This is a genomic window from Gibbsiella quercinecans (genome assembly GCF_002291425.1).
GTDB lineage: Bacteria > Pseudomonadota > Gammaproteobacteria > Enterobacterales > Enterobacteriaceae > Gibbsiella > Gibbsiella quercinecans.
The window spans coordinates 1,078,258-1,097,557 of sequence record NZ_CP014136.1 but is presented as its reverse complement, the minus strand read 5'-3'; the positions used below and the strand labels follow the sequence as shown (position 1 = coordinate 1,097,557).

The 19,300-nt window shown below is 58.8% G+C and carries 19 protein-coding genes; 11 read left to right on the top strand and 8 right to left on the bottom strand.

Features of this window, described 5'->3' with window-relative positions; genetic code table 11:
• Positions 1-26 precede the first annotated feature (26 nt).
• Together ACN28Q_RS05015 and bhsA are read right to left on the bottom strand one after the other, a co-directional pair.
• Entirely contained in the window at positions 27-986 is a 960-nt protein-coding gene (locus ACN28Q_RS05015; RefSeq protein WP_095845332.1) for a sulfonate ABC transporter substrate-binding protein, read from the bottom strand.
• Between the two features lie 214 nt (positions 987-1,200).
• The gene (bhsA, locus tag ACN28Q_RS05010; protein WP_095845331.1) at positions 1,201-1,458 is read right to left on the bottom strand and encodes a multiple stress resistance protein BhsA; all 258 of its coding nucleotides are present in this window, start codon (positions 1,456-1,458) and stop codon (positions 1,201-1,203) included.
• A 166-nt stretch (positions 1,459-1,624) separates the two neighbouring features.
• Here bhsA and ACN28Q_RS05005 point away from each other — a divergent pair, with 166 nt between their 5' ends.
• The gene (locus tag ACN28Q_RS05005; RefSeq protein ID WP_095845330.1) at positions 1,625-2,278 is read left to right on the top strand and encodes a TetR/AcrR family transcriptional regulator; all 654 of its coding nucleotides are present in this window, start codon (positions 1,625-1,627) and stop codon (positions 2,276-2,278) included.
• A 58-nt stretch (positions 2,279-2,336) separates the two neighbouring features.
• Here the strand turns inward: ACN28Q_RS05005 and ACN28Q_RS05000 are convergent, their stop codons facing one another.
• From ACN28Q_RS05000 to ACN28Q_RS04990, 3 genes are read right to left on the bottom strand one after another with little or no spacing between them, the layout of a single operon-like run.
• Positions 2,337-3,155 (bottom strand): MetQ/NlpA family ABC transporter substrate-binding protein, encoded by an 819-nt coding sequence (locus ACN28Q_RS05000; protein ID WP_095845329.1) that lies wholly within the window; start codon positions 3,153-3,155, stop codon positions 2,337-2,339.
• Positions 3,156-3,172: 17 nt separating this feature from the next.
• The gene (locus ACN28Q_RS04995; protein WP_095845328.1) at positions 3,173-3,841 is read right to left on the bottom strand and encodes a methionine ABC transporter permease; all 669 of its coding nucleotides are present in this window, start codon (positions 3,839-3,841) and stop codon (positions 3,173-3,175) included.
• Positions 3,834-4,859, bottom strand: coding sequence for a methionine ABC transporter ATP-binding protein (locus ACN28Q_RS04990; RefSeq protein WP_095845327.1), 1,026 nt, complete (start codon positions 4,857-4,859; stop codon positions 3,834-3,836). Before ACN28Q_RS04990 ends, ACN28Q_RS04995 begins: the two co-directional genes overlap by 8 nt.
• A 339-nt stretch (positions 4,860-5,198) precedes the next feature.
• Here ACN28Q_RS04990 and ACN28Q_RS04985 point away from each other — a divergent pair, with 339 nt between their 5' ends.
• The 10 genes from ACN28Q_RS04985 to urtE all read left to right on the top strand — a co-directional run bounded on the left by ACN28Q_RS04985 (position 5,199) and on the right by urtE (position 17,075).
• Positions 5,199-6,092 carry an oxygenase MpaB family protein gene (locus tag ACN28Q_RS04985; protein WP_095845326.1) on the top strand — a complete coding sequence of 298 codons (894 nt, stop codon included), beginning with the start codon at positions 5,199-5,201 and terminating at the stop codon, positions 6,090-6,092.
• 117 nt (positions 6,093-6,209) lie between these two features.
• Positions 6,210-7,313, top strand: coding sequence for a suppressor of fused domain protein (locus ACN28Q_RS04980; RefSeq protein ID WP_095845325.1), 1,104 nt, complete (start codon positions 6,210-6,212; stop codon positions 7,311-7,313).
• 152 nt (positions 7,314-7,465) lie between these two features.
• Positions 7,466-7,933, top strand: a complete 468-nt coding sequence (locus tag ACN28Q_RS04975) for a YehS family protein (RefSeq protein ID WP_095845324.1) — start codon at positions 7,466-7,468, stop codon at positions 7,931-7,933.
• Between the two features lie 307 nt (positions 7,934-8,240).
• Positions 8,241-10,058, top strand: coding sequence for an allophanate hydrolase (gene atzF, locus ACN28Q_RS04970; RefSeq protein ID WP_095845323.1), 1,818 nt, complete (start codon positions 8,241-8,243; stop codon positions 10,056-10,058).
• 149 nt (positions 10,059-10,207) lie between these two features.
• A complete protein-coding gene (locus ACN28Q_RS04965; RefSeq protein WP_095845322.1) occupies positions 10,208-10,918 on the top strand; it encodes a GntR family transcriptional regulator in 711 nt (236 codons plus the stop codon).
• Positions 10,919-11,010: 92 nt separating this feature from the next.
• On the top strand, positions 11,011-12,279 hold the full coding sequence (urtA, locus tag ACN28Q_RS04960) for an urea ABC transporter substrate-binding protein (protein ID WP_095845321.1): 1,269 nt from the start codon (positions 11,011-11,013) through the stop codon (positions 12,277-12,279).
• A gap of 130 nt (positions 12,280-12,409) precedes the next feature.
• The gene (gene urtB / locus ACN28Q_RS04955) at positions 12,410-13,990 is read left to right on the top strand and encodes an urea ABC transporter permease subunit UrtB (RefSeq protein ID WP_095845320.1); all 1,581 of its coding nucleotides are present in this window, start codon (positions 12,410-12,412) and stop codon (positions 13,988-13,990) included.
• Positions 13,990-15,066 carry an urea ABC transporter permease subunit UrtC gene (urtC, locus tag ACN28Q_RS04950; protein ID WP_095845319.1) on the top strand — a complete coding sequence of 359 codons (1,077 nt, stop codon included), beginning with the start codon at positions 13,990-13,992 and terminating at the stop codon, positions 15,064-15,066. Before urtB ends, urtC begins: the two co-directional genes overlap by 1 nt.
• An 11-nt stretch (positions 15,067-15,077) precedes the next feature.
• Positions 15,078-15,869 (top strand): urea ABC transporter ATP-binding protein UrtD, encoded by a 792-nt coding sequence (urtD, locus tag ACN28Q_RS04945; RefSeq protein WP_095848920.1) that lies wholly within the window; start codon positions 15,078-15,080, stop codon positions 15,867-15,869.
• A gap of 507 nt (positions 15,870-16,376) precedes the next feature.
• Entirely contained in the window at positions 16,377-17,075 is a 699-nt protein-coding gene (urtE, locus tag ACN28Q_RS04940; RefSeq protein ID WP_095845318.1) for an urea ABC transporter ATP-binding subunit UrtE, read from the top strand.
• A gap of 33 nt (positions 17,076-17,108) precedes the next feature.
• Here the strand turns inward: urtE and ACN28Q_RS04935 are convergent, their stop codons facing one another.
• From ACN28Q_RS04935 to ACN28Q_RS04925, 3 genes are all read right to left on the bottom strand, one after another.
• Complete coding sequence (locus ACN28Q_RS04935) at positions 17,109-17,312, bottom strand: hypothetical protein (RefSeq protein WP_095845317.1); 204 nt, start codon at positions 17,310-17,312, stop codon at positions 17,109-17,111.
• 33 nt (positions 17,313-17,345) lie between these two features.
• A complete protein-coding gene (locus tag ACN28Q_RS04930) occupies positions 17,346-18,572 on the bottom strand; it encodes an FAD-dependent oxidoreductase (RefSeq protein ID WP_095845316.1) in 1,227 nt (408 codons plus the stop codon).
• A gap of 61 nt (positions 18,573-18,633) precedes the next feature.
• Positions 18,634-19,209 carry a DUF4865 family protein gene (locus ACN28Q_RS04925; RefSeq protein ID WP_095845315.1) on the bottom strand — a complete coding sequence of 192 codons (576 nt, stop codon included), beginning with the start codon at positions 19,207-19,209 and terminating at the stop codon, positions 18,634-18,636.
• Positions 19,210-19,300: the final 91 nt, after the last annotated feature.

Sequence of the window (19,300 nt, the reverse complement as noted above, 5' to 3'; positions counted from 1 at the left end):
CGCTCCCAGCGCGGAGCGCCGGATGCTTACCGATCCTGCGACCATTTGGCGCTGCTGACGTCAACCTTCACCGGCAACAACCCGATCTGGGTGAATTTATCCGCCAGTACCTGCTGCTGCTGGAATACCTCTGGCGTCATCCGCTGCGCGCCGAACGGCATACGCGCCAACGCACGCCCCCAAATAGCGGCGTCCAGCCCGGTCGAGTCAGACAAGATTTTTGCCGCTTCCTGCGGGTTTTTGTTGGCCCAGTCGCTTAGCGTGGCGAGCTCATTAATCACCTGTTGCGCCGTGTGCGGGTAAGTGTCGGCAAATTTCCGGCTGGCCAGATAGAAGGTGTAGTGCGGTACCAACCCTTCCGCGTTTTTTATCAACTGCGCTTTGGCGTTGGTTTCCACCTCGGCGTAGAACGGATCCCAAATCACCCAGGCATCGATGGCGCCCTGCTGGAAGGCGGCGCGCGCATCGCTGGGCGGTAGATAGACGGGAGTGATGTCTTTATAGGTTAAGCCGGCGTCTTCCAGCGCGGTCACCAGCAGGTAGTTGACGTCTGAGCCCTTGTTCAGGCCGACGCGCTTGCCTTTCAAATCCGCCACGTTATGGATGGGCGAGTTTTCCGGCACCACAATCGCTTCCGTTTTAGGGTTGGCCGGTGAGTGCGCCAGATACACCAGATCGGCCTTTGCCGCCTGGGCAAAAGTCGGCGGCGCATCGCCGGTGGCGGCCAGATCGATACTGCCGACGTTCAAGCCTTCCAGCATCTGCGGGCCAGCGGGGAATTCCACCCAGCGCACGGCGATCCCTTGCCGTTTGAAGTTTTCGTCCAATGTGCCGCGGTATTTCAACAGGGCAAAGATATTGGCTTTTTGATAGCCGATATTGATGGTTTTTGGCGCATCCTCGGCAAACGCGGTTCCCGGTGCGGCGGCGCTGGCAAGCAGCAGTGTCAGGGCGAGCAAAGAAGCGCCCAATAGGTTCTGTTTCATCGTGTTATCTCATGGCTGGGGGAGAGTAGAGACGATAACAAAACACGCATATAGCAATTAAATAACTTAATTTAACTTGTTATTCATTTTTGTTTTATTTGAGGGGATCTGGTCGGGGAAATCAGGAGGGCTTGGAGAAGAAGCACCTGGCTCCTCGATGTAAAAAGAGGGCCAGGGGCGCTAATGCTTGCTGTTTATATACAGGCGTGCGGCATTAGTTGTAGATGATCGCCGTGCCATGCAGTTTGTTGTTACCGGTGGTGTCGATAACCTGGAAGGCTTTGGCACCGGCTTTATCCGCCTGGGCGGAAAGCTGGTTTTCCATGCTGGTCAGATCGGTGGCGCCGGTGGCGGTAACTACGCCGATTTTTTGCGCATTTGCCGGTTGTTCGGTAACCAGTTGAGCGGCGAATGAACCAAAAGAAACCGTGGTCAGTGCGATAGCTGCAAGTGCCATTTTAATGTTTTTCATAATGTTATTTCCTGTTTGTGTCGTTTTTTCAGTATTGGTTTTCGTATTCGCTAAATTAATTAACGATCGATAACTAAATGCTAGTCTTTTCTCGACGGCGATGCAATATTTTTTTATAATGAACGTTAAGTTAATAGTGCGCTATTAATGAACCAGGGGAAATGCCATGACGACTAACGAAAAAAAGATGTGTGAGAAAAAAACACGCGGCAGACCGAAACAGTTCGATCGCGATCGGGCGCTCGACCAGGTGTTGAGGCTGTTCTGGCGCGACGGCTATGAATCCACCTCGCTGGCCGATCTGGTCGCGGTGACCGGCGCCAAAGCGCCGACGCTGTATGCCGAGTTTGGCAACAAAGAGGGGCTGTTCCTTGCGGCCGTAGAGTGCTATCTGGAAAAGTACACCGCCTGTACCAACCGGATACTGGAACGGGATGAGCCGGTTGCCGCCATCATCGAGGCCTACATTCACGCCTACGTGAAGGTATTTACCGATCCTGATACGCCGTCGGGGTGTTTTATGGTGTGTACTTCTTCGGCGTTATCGTCTTCAGCGGGCGCCATTGCGGCGATGTTGCAGAAAAAACACCAGGAGCAAGAGGCCAGCCTGAAAGCGTGTTTTGATCGCAAAGTGCAGCAGGGCGAAGTAGCGCTGCACACCGATACCATGCTGCTGGCGAAGTTCATCATCTGCAACATTGAAGGGATGTCGGTTCAGGCGCGTGAAGGCGCAAACCACGAAGATCTGCTGCAACTGTTGGCGGCGCTGATGGCCGTGTGGCCGCACCTGTGCCAGGCGGAAGCGTTGCGTAAAACATAAAAAACTCCCTCGCCGCTGTGGCGAGGGGGTTTAACGCAATAGGGGGAAACGCGGTGGCTTATTGGTCAACCGGAATAACCGCGCCCTGATATTTTTCGCGGATAAAGTCCTGAATCGGCTTAGAGTGCAGCACTTTCACCAACGCGACGATCTCCGGCTTGTTAACGTCGGCCTTGTGCACGGTAATGATGTTGGCGTAAGGGTTATCTACGCCGCTTTCAACCGCGATAGGGTCTTTGATGGGGTTCAGGCCGGCGTCGATCGCGTAGTTGGCGTTAATCACCACCGCATCGCCTTCATCGTTGTTGTACATCTGCGGCAGCAGCGCACCTTCCACGTTAGCCAGGAACTTCAGATGTTTCGGGTTTTCCACCACGTCGGAAATCCGCGCATCCACCTTGCTCACGCCCGGTTTCAGCTTGATCACCCCTTCACGTTCAAAGATAGACAGAATACGGCCTTCTTCAGCCACCGCATCGCGCATGATGATTTTGCCGTTTTCCGGCAGATCTTTCAGGCTCTTGTACTTTTTCGAGTAGATACCGATAGGTTCGATGTGGATGGCGCCGGCGCTGACGAAGTCATAGCTCTTGTCATCGGCGTGGTCTTTCAGCACCGAGTTCAGGTACGGCACGTGTTGGAAGTAGTTAGCGTCGATATCGTGGCTGGCCAGTGCGGTGTTCGGCAGGATGTAGTCCTGGAAGCGTTTGATTTCCAGATCGATGCCTTCTTTGGCGAGGATCGGTTTTGCCTGTTCAAGGATTTCGGCGTGCGGCACGTTGGAAGCGCCCACCACCAGTTTGGTTTGCGCTGCGGCGGTGAAAGACGCCAGCGCCGTCAGCGAAGCGAAGGCTAACATCATGAGTTGTTTTTTCATCGTCATTATTCCTGTTATTAACGTTTATCGAGCAGTGTGGTTACTGTGTCGCCAATAAACTGGATGACGAACACGATCAACAAAATCATCAGTGTCGCCACCAGCGTTACATCACTATGGTTGCGTTGAAAGCCTTCCAGATACGCCAGGTTGCCCAGCCCGCCCGCGCCGATCACGCCAGCCATTGCGGTGTAGCTCACCAGCGCGATCAGCGTGACGGTGATGCCGGAAACCAACGCCGGCGATGATTCCGGCAACAGCACGCGGAAGATGATGGTACGGGTTTTCGCCCCCATGGAGCGCGCCGCTTCAATCACTCCTTTATCCACTTCACGCAGGCCGATCTCCACCAGGCGTGCGTAGAACGGCGCTGCGCCGACGATCAGCGCCGGCAGTGCGGCGTCTGCGCCCAAAATGGTGCCGATCAAGGTTTTGGTGAAAGGGATCAGCAACACGATCAGGATAATGAACGGGATGGAGCGGAAGATGTTCACTATGGCTGAGATCAGCAGGTAGATCGGGCGGTTTTGCAGCAGTTGGCCCTTAGAGGTTAAAAACAGGATCACGCCAAGCACGATGCCCAGGATCAGGGTGGCCAGGCCGGCGATGCCGGTCATGTACAGCGTTTCCAGCGTGGCGTCTAACAGTTGGTCAATACGCAGGTGAGGGAACAGCGACTCAATCATGTTTAACAACCTCAACGGCGATATCCCGTTCTTGCAATAATTCCCGCATCCCGGCGATTTGCTGTTCGCTGCCCACGGTATGAATATACAGTTCGCCAAATGTGCCGTTCAGCGTGTGGCTGATTTTGCCGTGCAGAATATTGATGCTCAGGCCGTAACGTTGGATAACGTCGGAAATCACCGCCTGATGGGTCTGCATGCCGACAAACGTCAGCTTGAAAATGGTGCCCTGCAGGTGTTCGGTCAACTGCGGGTTAAAGCTCTCCTCTGTCTCCTGATATTGCGAAACCTGCTTCACAAACTGCTGGGTGATCGGCTGCTGTGGCCGGGTGAAGACGTCAATCACCGGCCCTTCTTCCACAATGCGGCCATTTTCCATCACTGCGACGCGGTGGCAGATTTTCCGCACCACGTGCATTTCATGGGTGATCAACACGATGGTCAGGTTCAGCTTGCGGTTGATATCCAGCAGCAAATCGAGGATGGCGTCGGTGGTTTGCGGATCGAGCGCCGAGGTGGCCTCGTCGCACAGTAGCACGTCCGGGTTGTTGGCCAGGGCGCGGGCGATGCCGACGCGCTGTTTCTGGCCGCCGCTCAGTTGCGAAGGGTAGGCGTTTTCGCGCCCTTGCAGGCCGACCAGCGCAATCAATTCCGCCACCCGTTGCTTGATGCGCGCTTTGGCGGCGCCGGCAATCTGTAGGGAAAAGGCGATGTTCTCGCTGACGGTGCGCGACCACAGCAGGTTGAAGTGCTGGAACACCATGCTGATTTTCAGGCGCGCCCGGCGCAATTCATCATGGCTGGCCTTGGCAATATCAAAACCATTGATGCGGATACTGCCGCTGGTGGGGGTTTCCAGGCCGTTGAGTAAGCGGATGAGCGTGCTTTTCCCTGCACCACTGTAGCCAATGATGCCGTAGATTTGCCCGGCCTCAACGTTAAGATTGACGTCGTCCACGGCGATTACACGGCCTTGAGCGCTGTCAAAAGTTTTACAAACGTTCGAAAGAACGATCATTGTGACAATAATCCTTAAATAAAAAGTCTACGTATTCCGGTGGCCGCGCATCATACCGTCAGGGCCGGTTTGATAGGAAGACGTAAAAATCATGCTGCCAGGTAAAAATTGCTACCAATCCTACCGGGGCTTGATACCGGCAGGAAGAATGCAATAAGTATTACTTATGCTTCTTTTTTATAATGAGTTATAAAGTATACTAATGATTGAAATCTAAGCGAAAAGCCCGCGGCGTGATTGAGCGCTTGGCCGGCAGGCGTGCCCGGTGAACGGCGGCGGCAAGGTTAAACGCCGCTGCATTCCCATGATAGACTGGCCGCAACAGCAAAGAGGGCCGGGATGGAAACAGTACGCGCAGCGATCGAAAAACAGGTGCACAGCCTAAGCGGGCTAACGCTGGGCGGGATCGACTTTGAAAACCCACCGGGGGATCCGGGGCTGTTCGGGCCGCAGACCACGATCTGGCAGGTGCACGGCGATTTCACCTCAATGCTGTGCGGCGGCGTCAGCGCACTGCTGTTGCAAATGCTGCACCCGCTGGCGCTGGCCGGGGTATGGGATCACTCCAATTTTCGCAACGATATGCTTGGCCGGCTGCGCCGCACCGGCCAGTTTATTTCCGCCACCACCTTTGCGGCCAGCGCCGACGCGCAGCGGCTGATCGCCCGCGTTAAGGCGATTCATCAGCACGTGAATGGCTACGCCGCCGACGGCACGCCCTATGCCGCCAGCGATCCGCAACTGCTGACCTGGGTGCACGTGGCGGAAAGCCGCAGTTTTCTGGCGGCGCACCTGCGCTACCGCAACCCGGCCTTGCCGCCGGCGCAGCAGGATCGCTACTACCAGGAAGCCGCGCGCGTGGCCGAAGCGTTGGGCGCGCGCGATATCCCGGCCAGTTGCGCGGAGGTGGCCGATTATTTGCAGCAGATGCGCGGGCAATTGGTTTGCGACGCGCGAACGCGTGAAGTGGCGCGAATCCTGCTTGGCGCACCGGCGCCCAGCCTGTTGGCGCGGCCGTTCGGCGCCCTGGTGATGCGGGCCGGTATCGATCTGCTGCCGGGCTGGGCGCAGCAGCAACTGGGGCTTCGCCAAGGGGCGATACAGCGCCGGCTGGTGCGTGCCGGCGTGGCCGGCACGGCGAAAGTGCTGCGCGCATCGGTGCGCAACGGCTCCTATCATCGCGCGCAGCGGCGCATCAATAATGCGGCGGCAGACGGGCAACGGCAGGCGTAAGTCTGGCTTTTTCGGACTTTTACGCGTGATCCCGCCTGGCTTTGCGTTTTACACTGGTGAAAACCCATTTATCTGGCGCGCGGCGGTGATTGCCGCGTGGTGACCTATTGAGGCGATATGAACGAGTCTACTGTACTTGCCGAAGTCAGTAACGAGAACCAAACGCTGGTGGCCGTGGTGCAGCAAGATCATCGCGCCGCCTATTTTTATATTTACCCCACGGAAGCGTACAGTGAACGTTTTCAGGTGCGGGCCTGCTGGCTGCGCAACCTGGCCGCAGCGCCGCAGCAGGAAGACCGCGCCGCGCTGGAGATGGGGCAGCCGCCGATGCTGGCCGCCGAGTTTTGCCGCAATCTGGAAGGCGAGGCCCCGCTCAACCCGGAAGGGCTGTTGGTGGTATGGGCGGAGAGCGACGACGGCGCCGCGCTGTGGTATTACGGCCAACTGCTGGCGGTGATCCCGGGCTGGAGCCTGTATATCGACCATTCGGTGTGCTATTCCGCCAGCTGTATTAAAGAAAGCCCGCTGGCCTATCCGCTGGGCTCTGCCTCCACCAACGTGCAGTACGCACAGGCGGAAAATACGCGCCAGTTCTGGCGCAGTTGGCAGCGTGAGGAAGGTAACCCGTGGCCGACGATCCAGCGCGATTACGGCGCCTGCTACGAGCAGCATTTCGGCCCGTCGGTAAAATATTACGCCATCGACCAGGGCAAATGGCCGCCGATGGCGATCACCCAGCACGAGCGCGACGGCATCTATTACTTCCTCACCATGGGGGTCAGCATCCGGCCGATGCCGTGGGTGGATATCCTGTTCAACGACGATGCCGCCCGCTATCGCCGCATGGAAATGGGGATTGCCATTGATGGGCAGTATATGACCGAGGAGAACGCGGTGCAGATGGCCAGCGCGCTGGCTGGCTTTGCCCATGTGCCCTGGGCGCGGCTCACCTGGCTTGGTGAAGGCCACACGCTGGAATCGGAAGTGGCGCCGCAGGGGTATGAAGGCTATGTGCTTTCTTCCGCCTTTTACCCTTACCAGGAGCACCTGAAGCTGCCGGAGCAGTACGGCGATCCGGTCAATATCTTCTGGGCCAGCCCGGTGTTTGAAAATGAGCGGCTGTTGGCGCACGCCACGCCAAACGGCGGGCTCGATCTGGTTAACCGGCTGCGCGCGCAGGGCGTGGACCACATCTTCCGCCCGCGCCAGCCGCTGGCCTAAGCGGGGCGGGCAGGGAAGGCCTATGGGTAAAAAGCGCCATTGCCTGGCGCCCAACGGTCAAAGCGATTGAGAAACCCTGGCCGTCTGCCTATACTGCCGCACATCTTCCCGGCGTGCGGCCGCCTGTCGTGCCCGTAATAAAAGGCTATACCATGATTAACAATGATGTGCTGCGCAGCGTGCGCTACATGCTAAGTATTAACGATGCAAAAATGGCGGAAATCGTCTCGCTGGACGGTTTTAACGTCGATGCCGCTGCGATGGGCCGTTATGTGATCAAGGAAGGCGAGCCCGGCTTTGAACAATGCCCGGATCAAGTGATGGCGCATTTTCTCAATGGCTTGGTGTTCTTCAAACGCGGTAAAGACGACAAATACCCGGCACCGGCGGTGGAACTGCCGGTCACCAACAATCAGGTGCTAAAAAAGCTGCGTGTCGCGTTTGAGCTGAAAGACACCGATATGCACGCCATTTTCAGCGCCGTTGATTTCCGCATTTCCAAGCCGGAGCTGAATGCGCTGTTTCGGAAAGAGGGCACCAAGAACTACCGGCCATGCGGCGATCAGATGCTGCGTTATTTCCTTAAAGGCCTGGCGCAGCGCGTGCGCGGCGCGGCCTAAGCGGAAACTCTCAGGGGGGGATGTTATGCACCGTTTTTGCTCAGCGCCCGCTCGCCAGTGGTGCGCCGCTGAGTTTAACGCACCCCGTTAAGGCCTTTTCACGGCGAAAATCATAACGATATACACTCTAAATAATTCGAGTTGCAGGAAGGCGGCGACGCAGCGAATCCCCAGGAGCTTACTGGAGTAAGTGACTGGGGTAAGCGAGGAAAGCCAACACACCTGCAACTTGAAGTATGACGAGTATAAAGCTGGCACGCCCCTTGCTCTGATGATTCCATCTTGTGTACTAGTTGGAATTCAACGGATGGCCCAGTCTGTAAAGCAATTCGGTTTTACGCTCACCGAATGGCAACGTTTCTATCAAACCCAGCCGGTTGGCGCACGCATTGATGGCGTGCGCACGGTTATCAATGCTCTGCTTGCCAGCCTTGGCGGCAGCGACAACGCCTGGCTGTATCACGCCACCGCGGCCCAGTGTGAAGCCCAATACCAACAGTTGGCACAGCGCCTGGCGGCGGTTGAGGGCGATCTCAGCCGTTTACCCTTGTTTGGCGTGCCCTTTGCGGTAAAAGACAACATCGACGTCGGCGGTTGGCCGACCACGGCGGCCTGCCCGGCGTTCAGCTATCAGGCCGATGCCGATGGCGCCGTGGTGGCCAAGTTGCGTGCCGCCGGCGCCATTGTGGTGGGCAAAACCAACCTCGATCAGTTTGCCACTGGGTTAGTAGGCACTCGCTCACCGCATGGCGCGGTGGTTAACAGCTTTGACAGCCGTTACGTTAGCGGCGGCTCCAGCTCCGGTTCGGCTTCGGTGGTGGCGCGCGGCCTGGTGCCGTTTTCGTTGGGTACCGATACTGCCGGCTCTGGCCGCGTTCCGGCCGGGTTCAACAATATCGTCGGGCTGAAGCCCACCAAAGGCTGGCTTTCAAGCAGCGGCCTGGTGCCGGCTTGCCGGCTGAACGACACCCTTTCCGTGTTCGCCCTGACGGTCGCGGATGCGGCGCTGGTGGCCGAACTGGCCGGCGGCTTTGACGCCGCCGATGCTTATTCACGCCATAACCCCAACACCGCCCCGGCAGATCTGCCGGCAGCGCCACGCTTTGCCGTTCCGGCCGCGCCGGAGTTCTTTGGCGATCGGCTGGCGGAACAGGCATTTCAACAGGCATTGGCACAGTTGCAGGCCATCGGCGCCCAACTGGAACCCATTGATTTCACGGCGTTCCGCGAACTGGCCGAGCAGCTCTATTACGGCCCCTGGGTGGCGGAACGCACCGTGGCGGTGGAGGAACTGCTGCAAAGCAATCCGCAGGCCATCAACCCGGTGGTGCGCGGCATCGTCAGCAGCGGCCTGCAGTACAGCGCCTGCGATGCCTACAAAGCCGAATACCTGCGGGCCGAACTGGCACGCCGCATTCACCTGCAACTGGCGCAGTTTGATGCGCTGGTGGTTCCCACTTCGCCGACGATCCGCACGCTGGCGGAAATGGCCCAGGAGCCGGTGTTATTCAACTCGCAGTTTGGCATTTACACCAACTTCACCAATCTGGCCGATCTCAGTGCGCTGGCGCTACCGGCGCCAATGCGTGCCGACGGCTTGCCGGCCGGCATCACGCTGATTGCACCGGCCTGGCATGACCGGGCGCTGGCGGCATTTGGCCAGCGCTGGCAGCAGGCCCTGGAATTACCGCTTGGCGCTACCGGGCGCCCCTTACCGCCGCCGCAGCCACTGCCATTTGCTGAGAACTACGCACGTGTGGCAGTAGTGGGCGCTCACCTTTCTGGTATGCCGCTTAATTACCAACTGACCGAACGCCAGGCGGTGCGCGTGGAACAGACCACCACCGCTCCGTGTTACCGGTTATATGCGTTGGCCGACACCCAGCCGCCGAAGCCGGGACTGGTGCGGGAAGACGGCGGCGCGGCGATCAGCGTTGAGCTATGGGATATCCCGTTGGCGCGCTTCGGCGAATTTGTGGCTGAAATCCTCGCGCCGCTCGGCATCGGCACGTTGGTTCTGGCGGATGGCCGCCGGGTAAAAGGGTTTATCTGCGAGCCGTGGGCGCTGCAGGGCGCAGAGGACATCACGGAATTTGGCGGTTGGCGCAATTATATCGCGCGGTGACGGGATCCCCTCTCCCTATGGGAGGGGCGAGGGCATCAGTCCCCGTGGTTGCAAACGATGCCGCAGATCCCCTCTCCCTGTGGGAGAGGGTTAGGGTGAGGGCGTCATCGATCCCCTCTCCCTGTGGGAGAGGGCAAGGGGAAAGCGCTATGCAAATTACCAATAACCGAACCAAAGCGCGGCCGGAGGGGCTGGCAGAGCGCATCTACCTGCAGCTCAAGGATGACATCTTCAATTTTCATTTACTGCCGGGCGATCGCTTTAGTGAAAACGAAATTGCGCAGCGTATGGACGTTAGCCGCACCCCGGTGCGCCAGGCTCTGTTTTGGCTGGAGCGTGAAGGTTATGTCGAAGTGCATTTTCGCAGCGGTTGGCAGGTGCGGCCCTTTGATTTCAATTATTTCGAAGAATTATACGACCTGCGCGTGGTGCTGGAACGTGAATCCGTCAGGCGGCTGTGCGCTCGTCCGCCGGGGAAGGTGCCTGCCACATTGGCGGAGCTGGAAAGTTTCTGGATCGCCGCGCCCAGGCTGGAAGACGGCAAGGCAGTGGCGTTAGAGGACGAGCAGTTCCATATGGCGCTGGTGGCGGCGGCGGGCAACGGCGAAATCGCCCGTATCCACCGCGACGTGACGGAGAAAATCTGCATCATCCGCCGTCTGGATTTCACCAAAACGGCGCGGGTCGATGCCACCTACAACGAACACGCCGCCATTTTGCGGGCGATTTTACAACGTCATAGCGAGGAGGCGCTCACGCTGTTAAGCCAACACATAGCCGTCAGTAAAGCTGAAGTACGAAAAATAACCTTGCATATGCTGCATCAGGCACGGTTGGAACAGGAAGGCCGCGCTGTTTAACGATCCGTTTGCCACCTGCTGCGCGGGGTTTGGGCGCCAGGCGGGTGAATTGTTGAATAAAACAGATTCATACACACATCAGGAGTTTTACTATGCAACGTCGTCACTTTATTAAAGCTTTTGCGTTGTCCGCCACCTTCATCGGGATGGGGTTAGCCTTTAACGCACAGGCGGCCGATACCATCAAAGTGGGTATTTTAAGCTCGCTTTCCGGCACCATGGCCATCTCGGAAACGCCGCTGAAAGACATGGCGTTAATGACCATCGACGAGATTAACGCCAAAGGCGGCGTGCTGGGCAAAAAGCTGGAGCCGGTGGTGGTCGATCCGGCCTCCAACTGGCCGCTGTTCGCCGAGAAGGCCCGCCAGCTGTTGACGCAGGACAAAGTGGCGGTGGTATTCGGCTGCTGGACTTCCGTCTCGCGCAAATCGGTGCTGCCAGTGTTTGAAGAACTCAATGGCCTGCTGTTCTACCCGGTGCAGTACGAAGGGGAAGAGATGTCGCCGAACGTGTTCTACACCGGCGCGGCGCCAAACCAACAGGCGATCCCGGCGGTGGAATACCTGATGAGTGAAGACGGCGGCTCGGCAAAACGCTTCTTCCTGCTCGGTACCGACTACGTCTACCCGCGCACCACCAACAAGATCCTGCGCGCTTTCCTGCATTCCAAAGGTGTACAGGATAAAGACATCGAAGAGGTTTACACTCCGTTCGGCTACAGCGATTACCAAACCATCGTCGCCAACATCAAGAAATTCTCCGCCGGCGGTAAAACGGCGGTGGTCTCCACCATCAACGGCGATTCCAACGTACCGTTCTATAAAGAGCTGGCCAACCAGGGCATCAAAGCGACCGATGTGCCAGTGGTTGCCTTCTCGGTGGGTGAAGAAGAGCTGCGCGGCATTGACACCAAACCGCTGGTGGGCAACCTGGCCGCATGGAACTACTTCCAGTCGGTAGATAACCCAACCAACCAGAAATTCGTTGCCGATTGGAAAGCCTACGCCAAGGCGAAAAATCTGCCGAACAACGCCACTGCGGTCACCAACGATCCGATGGAAGCCACCTATGTCGGCATCAAGATGTGGGCGCAGGCCGTTGAGAAAGCCGGCAGCACCGACGTCGACAAAGTGCGTGAGGCCATGGCCGGCCAGACCTTCGCCGCTCCTTCCGGCTTTACGCTGACCATGGATAAAACCAACCACCACCTGCACAAACCGGTGATGATTGGCGAGATCGAAAGTAACGGCCAGTTCAACGTCGTGTGGCAAACCGAAGAACCTATCCGCGCCCAGCCGTGGAGCCCGTACATCGCGGGCAACGACAAAAAGCCGGACTACCCGGTGAAAGGCGGTAAGTAACGGACAGCAGGGGAATTCCCTCTCTTGGAGAGGGCCAGGGAAGGGGGAGAATGCGTTTTCCCTTCATCCTCTCTACGAAGAAGGGCGGCGATCCCAGTGCGGGCCGCCGCCCATTGCGACGAGACAAACGATGAAATTGTTATCCCTAAGCCATCTTAGGCATCTGTGGTTTCTGCTGTGCTGCCTGCCTATGTTCGCGCAGGCCGCGCCAGCCGACGACTTTGCTGCAGCCAGCCGTACGCAGCAGGCGCAACTATTGCAGGCGTGGTCTACCGCGCCTGACGCTTCACGCCTGCCGTTGCTGCAGGGGCTGAAACAGGAAAACGTGGTGATTGACGGCGCCAAGCGCGCGTTCATCCAGCAGGGCGATAAGTTCCTGCCGTTGTCGGGCGATGCCGCCCCGGTAGGCACACCGAAAAAGGTGTGGCTGAATAACCGGTTGCGCAACCTGATCGCCAACGCCTTATCCGCGCATATGCTGGTGAGTAATGACCCGGCGCAGCGCTTGCAGGCGGCCCTGGCCTTACAGCGCGAAGCGCAAAGCGATCAACTGCCGCTGTTGAGCCAACGCCTGGCGGAAGAGAAAGACGCCCAGGTGCACGACGCGCTTGCCGTTGCGTTGGCCAACCTGCAACTGACCGATACCAACCCGCAGGTGCGCCTCAACGCGGTACGCCTGCTGGGCAACTCCGGCGATCCGGAAACCCAGACACGCCTGCAGGCGCTGACCGATAGCGCCAATGAGCCGGATGCGGCGGTGCGTGCCGAAGCGGAAAAAAGCCTGAACAGCGTCAAACACCGGTTGATGCTCGGGGATATTCTCGGCCAGGCGTTTACCGGCCTATCGCTGGGATCGATCCTGCTGCTGGCGGCGCTGGGGCTGGCGATCACCTACGGCCTGCTGGGGGTGATCAACATGGCGCACGGTGAAATGCTGATGCTGGGCGCCTATTCGGCCTACATGGTGCAGAGCTTGCTCCAACAGCTGGCGCCGCAGTGGCTGGCGATTTATCCGCTGGTGGCCTTGCCGGTGGCGTTTGCCGTTACCGCCTGTATCGGCATGGCGCTGGAGCGGGTGGTGATCCGCCATTTGTATGGCCGCCCGCTGGAAACCCTGTTGGCGACCTGGGGGATTAGCCTGATGCTGATCCAACTGGTGCGGGTGCTGTTCGGCACGCAAAACGTGGAAGTGGCCAACCCGGCGTGGCTGTCGGGGGGCATTCAACTGCTGCCGAATCTGGTGCTGCCGTGGAACCGTATTGCGGTGATTGTGTTTGTTGTACTGGTCCTGGTGCTGACCTGGCTGCTGCTGAATAAAACCCGCCTTGGCCTGAATGTGCGTGCGGTCACGCAAAACCGCGCGATGGCGGACTGCTGCGGGGTGCCGACCGGGCGCGTCGATATGCTGGCGTTCGGCCTGGGCTCCGGGATTGCCGGCCTGGGCGGCGTAGCGCTGTCGCAGTTGGGGAACGTGGGGCCGGAACTGGGGCAGGGTTATATCATCGATTCATTCCTGGTGGTGGTGCTCGGCGGGGTTGGCCAATTGGCTGGCACAGTGGTCGCGGCCATGGGGCTTGGCATCGTAAACAAAATCCTTGAACCGCAGATTGGCGCCGTACTGGGGAAAATCCTGATCCTGGCGCTGATTGTCCTGTTTATTCAGAAGCGTCCGCAGGGGCTGTTCGCCTTTAAGGGCAGGGTGATTGACTGATGAGCCAACCATTAACCATAACCGGCGTGCAGAAAGCTCCCCGCCTGGCGCTGGGCATCGGCGCGGTGCTGTTGCTGGCGCTGCTGATCATGCCGTTTCTTGCACTGCTGCCGGCGGATAACCCGCTGGCGATCTCGACCTACACCTTAACGCTGGTCGGCAAGATCCTGTGTTACGCCATCGTGGCGGTGGCGCTGGATCTGGTCTGGGGCTACGCCGGGCTGCTGTCGCTTGGGCACGGCCTGTTCTTCGCCCTCGGCGGCTACGCCATGGGCATGTACCTGATGCGCCAGGCGGCGGGCGATGGCCTGCCGGCGTTTATGTCGTTCCTGTCATGGAGCGAGCTGCCGTGGTTCTGGAGCGGCACCCAGTACTTTGGCTGGGCGCTGTGCCTGATTATTCTGGTGCCTGGCCTGCTGGCGTTTGTCTTTGGCTACTTTGCGTTTCGCTCGAAAATCAAAGGCGTGTATTTCTCGATCATGACCCAGGCGCTGACCTATGCCGGCATGCTGTTGTTCTTTCGCAATGAAACCGGCTTTGGCGGCAACAACGGCTTTACCGGCTTTACCACCCTGCTTGGGTTCCCGATTACCGCCACCGGCACGCGTGTGGCGCTGTTTCTGGCGACGGTGGTGCTGTTGTTCGCCAGCCTGGCGATGGGCTTTGCGCTGGCGCGCAGCAAGTTCGGCCGGGTGCTGACGGCGGTGCGCGATGCGGAAAACCGCCTGATGTTCTGTGGTTACGATCCGAAGGGTTTCAAGCTGTTCGTCTGGACGCTGTCTGCGGTGCTGTGCGGGCTGGCCGGCGCCCTGTATGTGCCGCAGGTGGGCATTATCAACCCGAGCGAAATGTCGCCGACCAACTCGATCGAAGCCGCGATTTGGGTGGCGCTCGGCGGGCGTGGCACGCTGGTGGGGCCGCTGTTGGGCGCCGGCATCGTCAACGGCGCCAAAAGCTGGTTCACCATGGCGATCCCGGAATATTGGCAGTTCTTCCTCGGCCTGATGTTTATCGTCGTCACGCTGTTCCTGCCAAAAGGGGTTATTGGCCTGCTGCGCAGAGGGAAATCACAATGAGCCAGCCACAGATGAACGAAGCGCTCTATACCCAGCCGTTGCCGGCTGATAAAAACCGCCAACAAACCGATCCGGTGCTGGCGTTGGATCAGATCAACGTCAGCTTTGATGGTTTCCACGCGCTGCGCGATCTGTCGCTGCAGATCGGCGTGGGGGAACTGCGCTGCGTGATCGGCCCCAACGGCGCGGGGAAAACCACGCTGATGGATGTGATCACCGGGAAAACGCGGCCGGACAGCGGCCGTGTGGTTTACGATCAAACGATAGATCTGACGGCAAAGGATCCGATGCAAATCGCCCGCGCCGGCATCGGCCGCAAGTTTCAGAAACCGACGGTGTTTGAGGCGTTGACGGTGTTTGAAAATCTGGAGATTGCGCAAAAAACGCAAAAGTCGGTGTGGGCCTGCCTGCGCGCAAGGATGAACAGCGAGCAGCGCGATCGCATCGACGAAATGCTGAAAACGCTGCGGCTGGGGCATGAACGCCACCGGCCGGCCGGACTGTTATCGCACGGACAGAAGCAGTTTTTGGAAATCGGCATGCTGTTGGTGCAGGAACCGCACCTGCTGCTGCTTGATGAACCGGCTGCCGGCATGACCGACGCGGAAACCGAATACACCGCAGAACTGTTCAAATCGCTGGCCGGCAAGCACTCGCTGATGGTGGTTGAGCACGATATGGGCTTTGTTGAAAGCATCGCCGACCACGTGACGGTTTTGCATCAGGGCCAGGTGTTGGCGGAGGGTTCATTGGCGCAGGTGCAGGCGGATGAGCAGGTGATTGAAGTGTATCTGGGGCGTTGATGCTTCGCCTTCGCCTTCGCCCTCACCCCAACCCTCTCCCGCCGGGAGAGGGGGCATTCCGTGCTCCCATATAGCACCGTCGGTTCCCACTTCCATTGGGAGGGCGGCGGTACGTACATGTGGCACCGTCGGTTCCCTCTCCCGCTGGGAGAGGGCCAGGGTGAGGGAGCCGGTACATGCATGTGGCACTGTCGGTTCCCTCTCCCGCTGGGAGAGAGCCAGGGTGAGGGCGCCGGTACATACATGTGGCACCGTCGGTTCCCTCTCCCGCTGGGAGAGGGCCAGGGTGAGGGAGGCGGTACATGCATGTGGCACCGTCGGTTCCCTCTCCCGTTGGGAGAGGGCCAGGGTGAGGGAGGCGGTACATGCATGTGGCACCGTCGGTGCCCTCTCCCATTGGGAGAGGGCCAGGGTAAGGGAGGCGGTACATGCATGTGGCATCGTTGGTTCCCTCTCCCGTTGGGAGAGGGCCAGGGTGAGGGATAGACCATAAGCTAAGGGTAAAAAATGTTACAAGTCAATGAATTGAACCAATACTACGGTGGTAGCCATATCCTGCGCGGCCTGTCATTCGATGCGCAAATCGGCGAGGTGACCTGCCTGCTGGGGCGTAACGGCGTGGGTAAAACCACATTGCTGAAATGCCTGATGGGCCTGGTCCCGGCCAAAAGCGGCACCATCAACTGGCAGGGAAACACCATAAATAACCGCAAGCCGCATCAACGGGTGCAGGCGGGCATCGCCTATGTGCCGCAGGGGCGGGAAATCTTTCCGCGCCTGACGGTGGAAGAGAACATCCTGCTGGGGCTATCGCGCTTTTCCGGCAGTGAAACGAAAAGCGTGCCGGCGCATATCTATGAGTTGTTCCCGGTGCTGGCAGAGATGAAACATCGGCGCGGCGGCGATCTTTCCGGCGGCCAGCAGCAGCAGTTGGCGATCGGCCGCGCACTGGCCTGCCGACCAAGCCTGTTGATCCTCGACGAACCGACGGAAGGGATCCAACCTTCGGTGATCAAAGAGATCGGCGCGGTGATCAAGCAGCTTGCCGCGCGCGGCGATATGGCAATCCTGCTAGTGGAGCAGTTTTATGACTTCGCCGCCGAGCTGGCGGATCGTTATCTGGTGATGTCGCGCGGCAGCATCATTCAGCGCGGCAGCGGCAGCGAGATGGAGCAAGACGGCGTGCGCGGGTTGGTGGCTATCTGATGGCGCAATGAGCGCGGGGCCGTTAACGCCTCGCTATTGCGGCAGCCGTGATTCACGCGTGCATAGCCAACAGGTGTGTGGGTTTTGCAGCGTATTTTCCAACGCGGGAACGGCAACGTCTTTGGCGATCTCTTCTGGCTGCTGCCAGAGGTGGCTAAAATGCGCCCGATAGGTCGCGATGCCAATTGCGTGTAGGGTAAAAAGATCATCAGGGGTTGCCTGGCGTATCAAGAGCATCTGTAGGCCTTCTGTCAGAAAAAGGTATCGCGATTATACCCGTTCAGCGCCGGCGTGTTTGGGCGTTTCGCGCCGGAAGCCAAGCCCGATGATCCGGCCGAACAGGCGCGGCAGCCAGCGGCTGTTGCCCACCCGCTTCATTAGCCCGCCGTTGCTGCGGCTGGGTTGTTTCCCTGGCCGGCGCTGGCTCATTTTTATTTGCAGAAACTGCGTGGCCTTGGTGGGAAAGTTGCGCCGCCGCTGCACGCGTTGCAGGTGCCTGAGCTGCAGGTTACCTTCCAGCAGCGGGGTAATGATGCTGTTGGCGGTGGCGACGGCGTCCTGAATCGCCAGGTTAACCCCCACGCCGCCAATCGGCGACATGGCGTGCGCCGCATCACCAATGCACAACACCCCCGGTTTCGCCCAATGATCCAGCCGATCGATACGGATGCTTAACAATTTTACCTGATCCCAACTGTGGATCTCTTGCAGACGATCGTCCTGGAATGGGGCTATGCCGGCAATGTGCAGCAGGAATTTCTCCAGCCCGTCGGCTTTGATCGCCTCAAAGCTGCCTTTTTCGATCGAGTAGCCGCACTGCCAGTATTCGCCGCGATCGATCATAATGAAATTTTGCTTCGGCCCGGTATGGCCCATCGACCATTCAGGATCGCCCGGCTGCTTGCTCAGCTTCATCCACAGCACGTCGCGCGGCGAACCGAAGGAACGGCTGCTGAGCGCTGCCTGCGCCCGCACCACCGAATTGCGCCCGTCGGTGCCGATCACCAATGGCGCATTGATCTGGATCGGCCCCTGTGGGGTTTGCGCCAACACCCCGCATACCCGTTCGCCGCTGTACAACAGTTGATCCACCTGCGCAGATTTGATCAGCGTGAACTGCGGGAAGGCCGCCGCCTTGGCCGCCAGAAAATTCAAAAACTCCCACTGCGGCATAAAGGCGATGAATTTGCAGCGCGTCGGCAGGTGGGTAAAGTCGGCCAGCGTGATGTCGCGCCCGGCGATCTCGGCATGCAGCTTTTCCGCCTTTTGGTGCGGCAGGGCCAGCAACTCGTCGAGCAGCCCCAACTGGTGCATGATTTCCAGCGTGGAAGGGTGAATGGTGTCGCCGCGGAAATCACGCAGAAAATCGGCGTGTTTTTCCACCACCGTGACGTTAACCCCGGCGCGCGCCAGCAGATAGCCGAGCATCAGGCCCGCGGGGCCGCCGCCGACAATGCAGCAACGGGTGGTGAAAGGCGTGATGGCTGTGTTAGGCATAGCGGCATATCCTGGCGATGGCATCCGGCACATCATTGTGCCGATTATTTGATAATGATTATCAATACCGCGCAAGGTTGTCAATCGATGGCTGTGATTGGTCGAACGGGGCGCTGATGTGCCCGATGGCGTAACATTGGCTGCCGGGGGCGGCATGAGTCGGCAATTCCCGCCATAGCTGCAGGCGCAGCCATTGCCAACCGGCCGGATCGAATGCGATTACTCCGCCCACGGCCTGGTCATCCAACCGATGTTGCCGGCGCAGCGCGGCCAAATCGCTGTAGGGGGCGATTGGCCGGCATTCCTGAGTGGCAAAGCGCGCTTCGGCCAGCGCTGAGCGATCAACTCGCATCTCCCAGGGCAGCCAGTGGCTAACCTGCGGCCAGCCGAAATCCCGGGTCAACGTTGCGAACCCTGGGCTGGCCAGAAAATCACACATGCCGATGCTGCTGTTCCACAGATAAAACGGCGCATAGCGGTTTTCCGCGCTGTGCGATCCCGCCTCGGCGTACAGATAGGCTTTCACGATCAACTGCGGGTAGTTATCCAGTAAATGACCGAAATTGGCGATGCGCTGACGGACGATCGCCATATCGTAATCGGCGGGCAGGGTGAAGCGGTATTGCATGGCAAGCATGGTGGTTCTCCTCAAAAAACGTTGACCGGAACAGAGTGGCACGCCATCGTAATGAATAAAATCGGTATTATTTTGACGAATAGTTTTGAAA

Bases quoted from the DNA above. Each gene is read 5' to 3' on its own strand.
- ACN28Q_RS05015 (WP_095845332.1), bottom strand. From the start codon at position 986: ATGAAACAGAACCTATTGGGCGCTTCTTTGCTCGCCCTGACACTGCTG.
- bhsA (WP_095845331.1), bottom strand. From the start codon at position 1,458: ATGAAAAACATTAAAATGGCACTTGCAGCTATCGCACTGACCACGGTT.
- ACN28Q_RS05005 (WP_095845330.1), top strand. From the start codon at position 1,625: ATGACGACTAACGAAAAAAAGATGTGTGAGAAAAAAACACGCGGCAGA.
- ACN28Q_RS05000 (WP_095845329.1), bottom strand. From the start codon at position 3,155: ATGAAAAAACAACTCATGATGTTAGCCTTCGCTTCGCTGACGGCGCTG.
- ACN28Q_RS04995 (WP_095845328.1), bottom strand. From the start codon at position 3,841: ATGATTGAGTCGCTGTTCCCTCACCTGCGTATTGACCAACTGTTAGAC.
- ACN28Q_RS04990 (WP_095845327.1), bottom strand. From the start codon at position 4,859: ATGATCGTTCTTTCGAACGTTTGTAAAACTTTTGACAGCGCTCAAGGC.
- ACN28Q_RS04985 (WP_095845326.1), top strand. From the start codon at position 5,199: ATGGAAACAGTACGCGCAGCGATCGAAAAACAGGTGCACAGCCTAAGC.
- ACN28Q_RS04980 (WP_095845325.1), top strand. From the start codon at position 6,210: ATGAACGAGTCTACTGTACTTGCCGAAGTCAGTAACGAGAACCAAACG.
- ACN28Q_RS04975 (WP_095845324.1), top strand. From the start codon at position 7,466: ATGATTAACAATGATGTGCTGCGCAGCGTGCGCTACATGCTAAGTATT.
- atzF (WP_095845323.1), top strand. From the start codon at position 8,241: ATGGCCCAGTCTGTAAAGCAATTCGGTTTTACGCTCACCGAATGGCAA.
- ACN28Q_RS04965 (WP_095845322.1), top strand. From the start codon at position 10,208: ATGCAAATTACCAATAACCGAACCAAAGCGCGGCCGGAGGGGCTGGCA.
- urtA (WP_095845321.1), top strand. From the start codon at position 11,011: ATGCAACGTCGTCACTTTATTAAAGCTTTTGCGTTGTCCGCCACCTTC.
- urtB (WP_095845320.1), top strand. From the start codon at position 12,410: ATGAAATTGTTATCCCTAAGCCATCTTAGGCATCTGTGGTTTCTGCTG.
- urtC (WP_095845319.1), top strand. From the start codon at position 13,990: ATGAGCCAACCATTAACCATAACCGGCGTGCAGAAAGCTCCCCGCCTG.
- urtD (WP_095848920.1), top strand. From the start codon at position 15,078: ATGAACGAAGCGCTCTATACCCAGCCGTTGCCGGCTGATAAAAACCGC.
- urtE (WP_095845318.1), top strand. From the start codon at position 16,377: ATGTTACAAGTCAATGAATTGAACCAATACTACGGTGGTAGCCATATC.
- ACN28Q_RS04935 (WP_095845317.1), bottom strand. From the start codon at position 17,312: ATGCTCTTGATACGCCAGGCAACCCCTGATGATCTTTTTACCCTACAC.
- ACN28Q_RS04930 (WP_095845316.1), bottom strand. From the start codon at position 18,572: ATGCCTAACACAGCCATCACGCCTTTCACCACCCGTTGCTGCATTGTC.
- ACN28Q_RS04925 (WP_095845315.1), bottom strand. From the start codon at position 19,209: ATGCTTGCCATGCAATACCGCTTCACCCTGCCCGCCGATTACGATATG.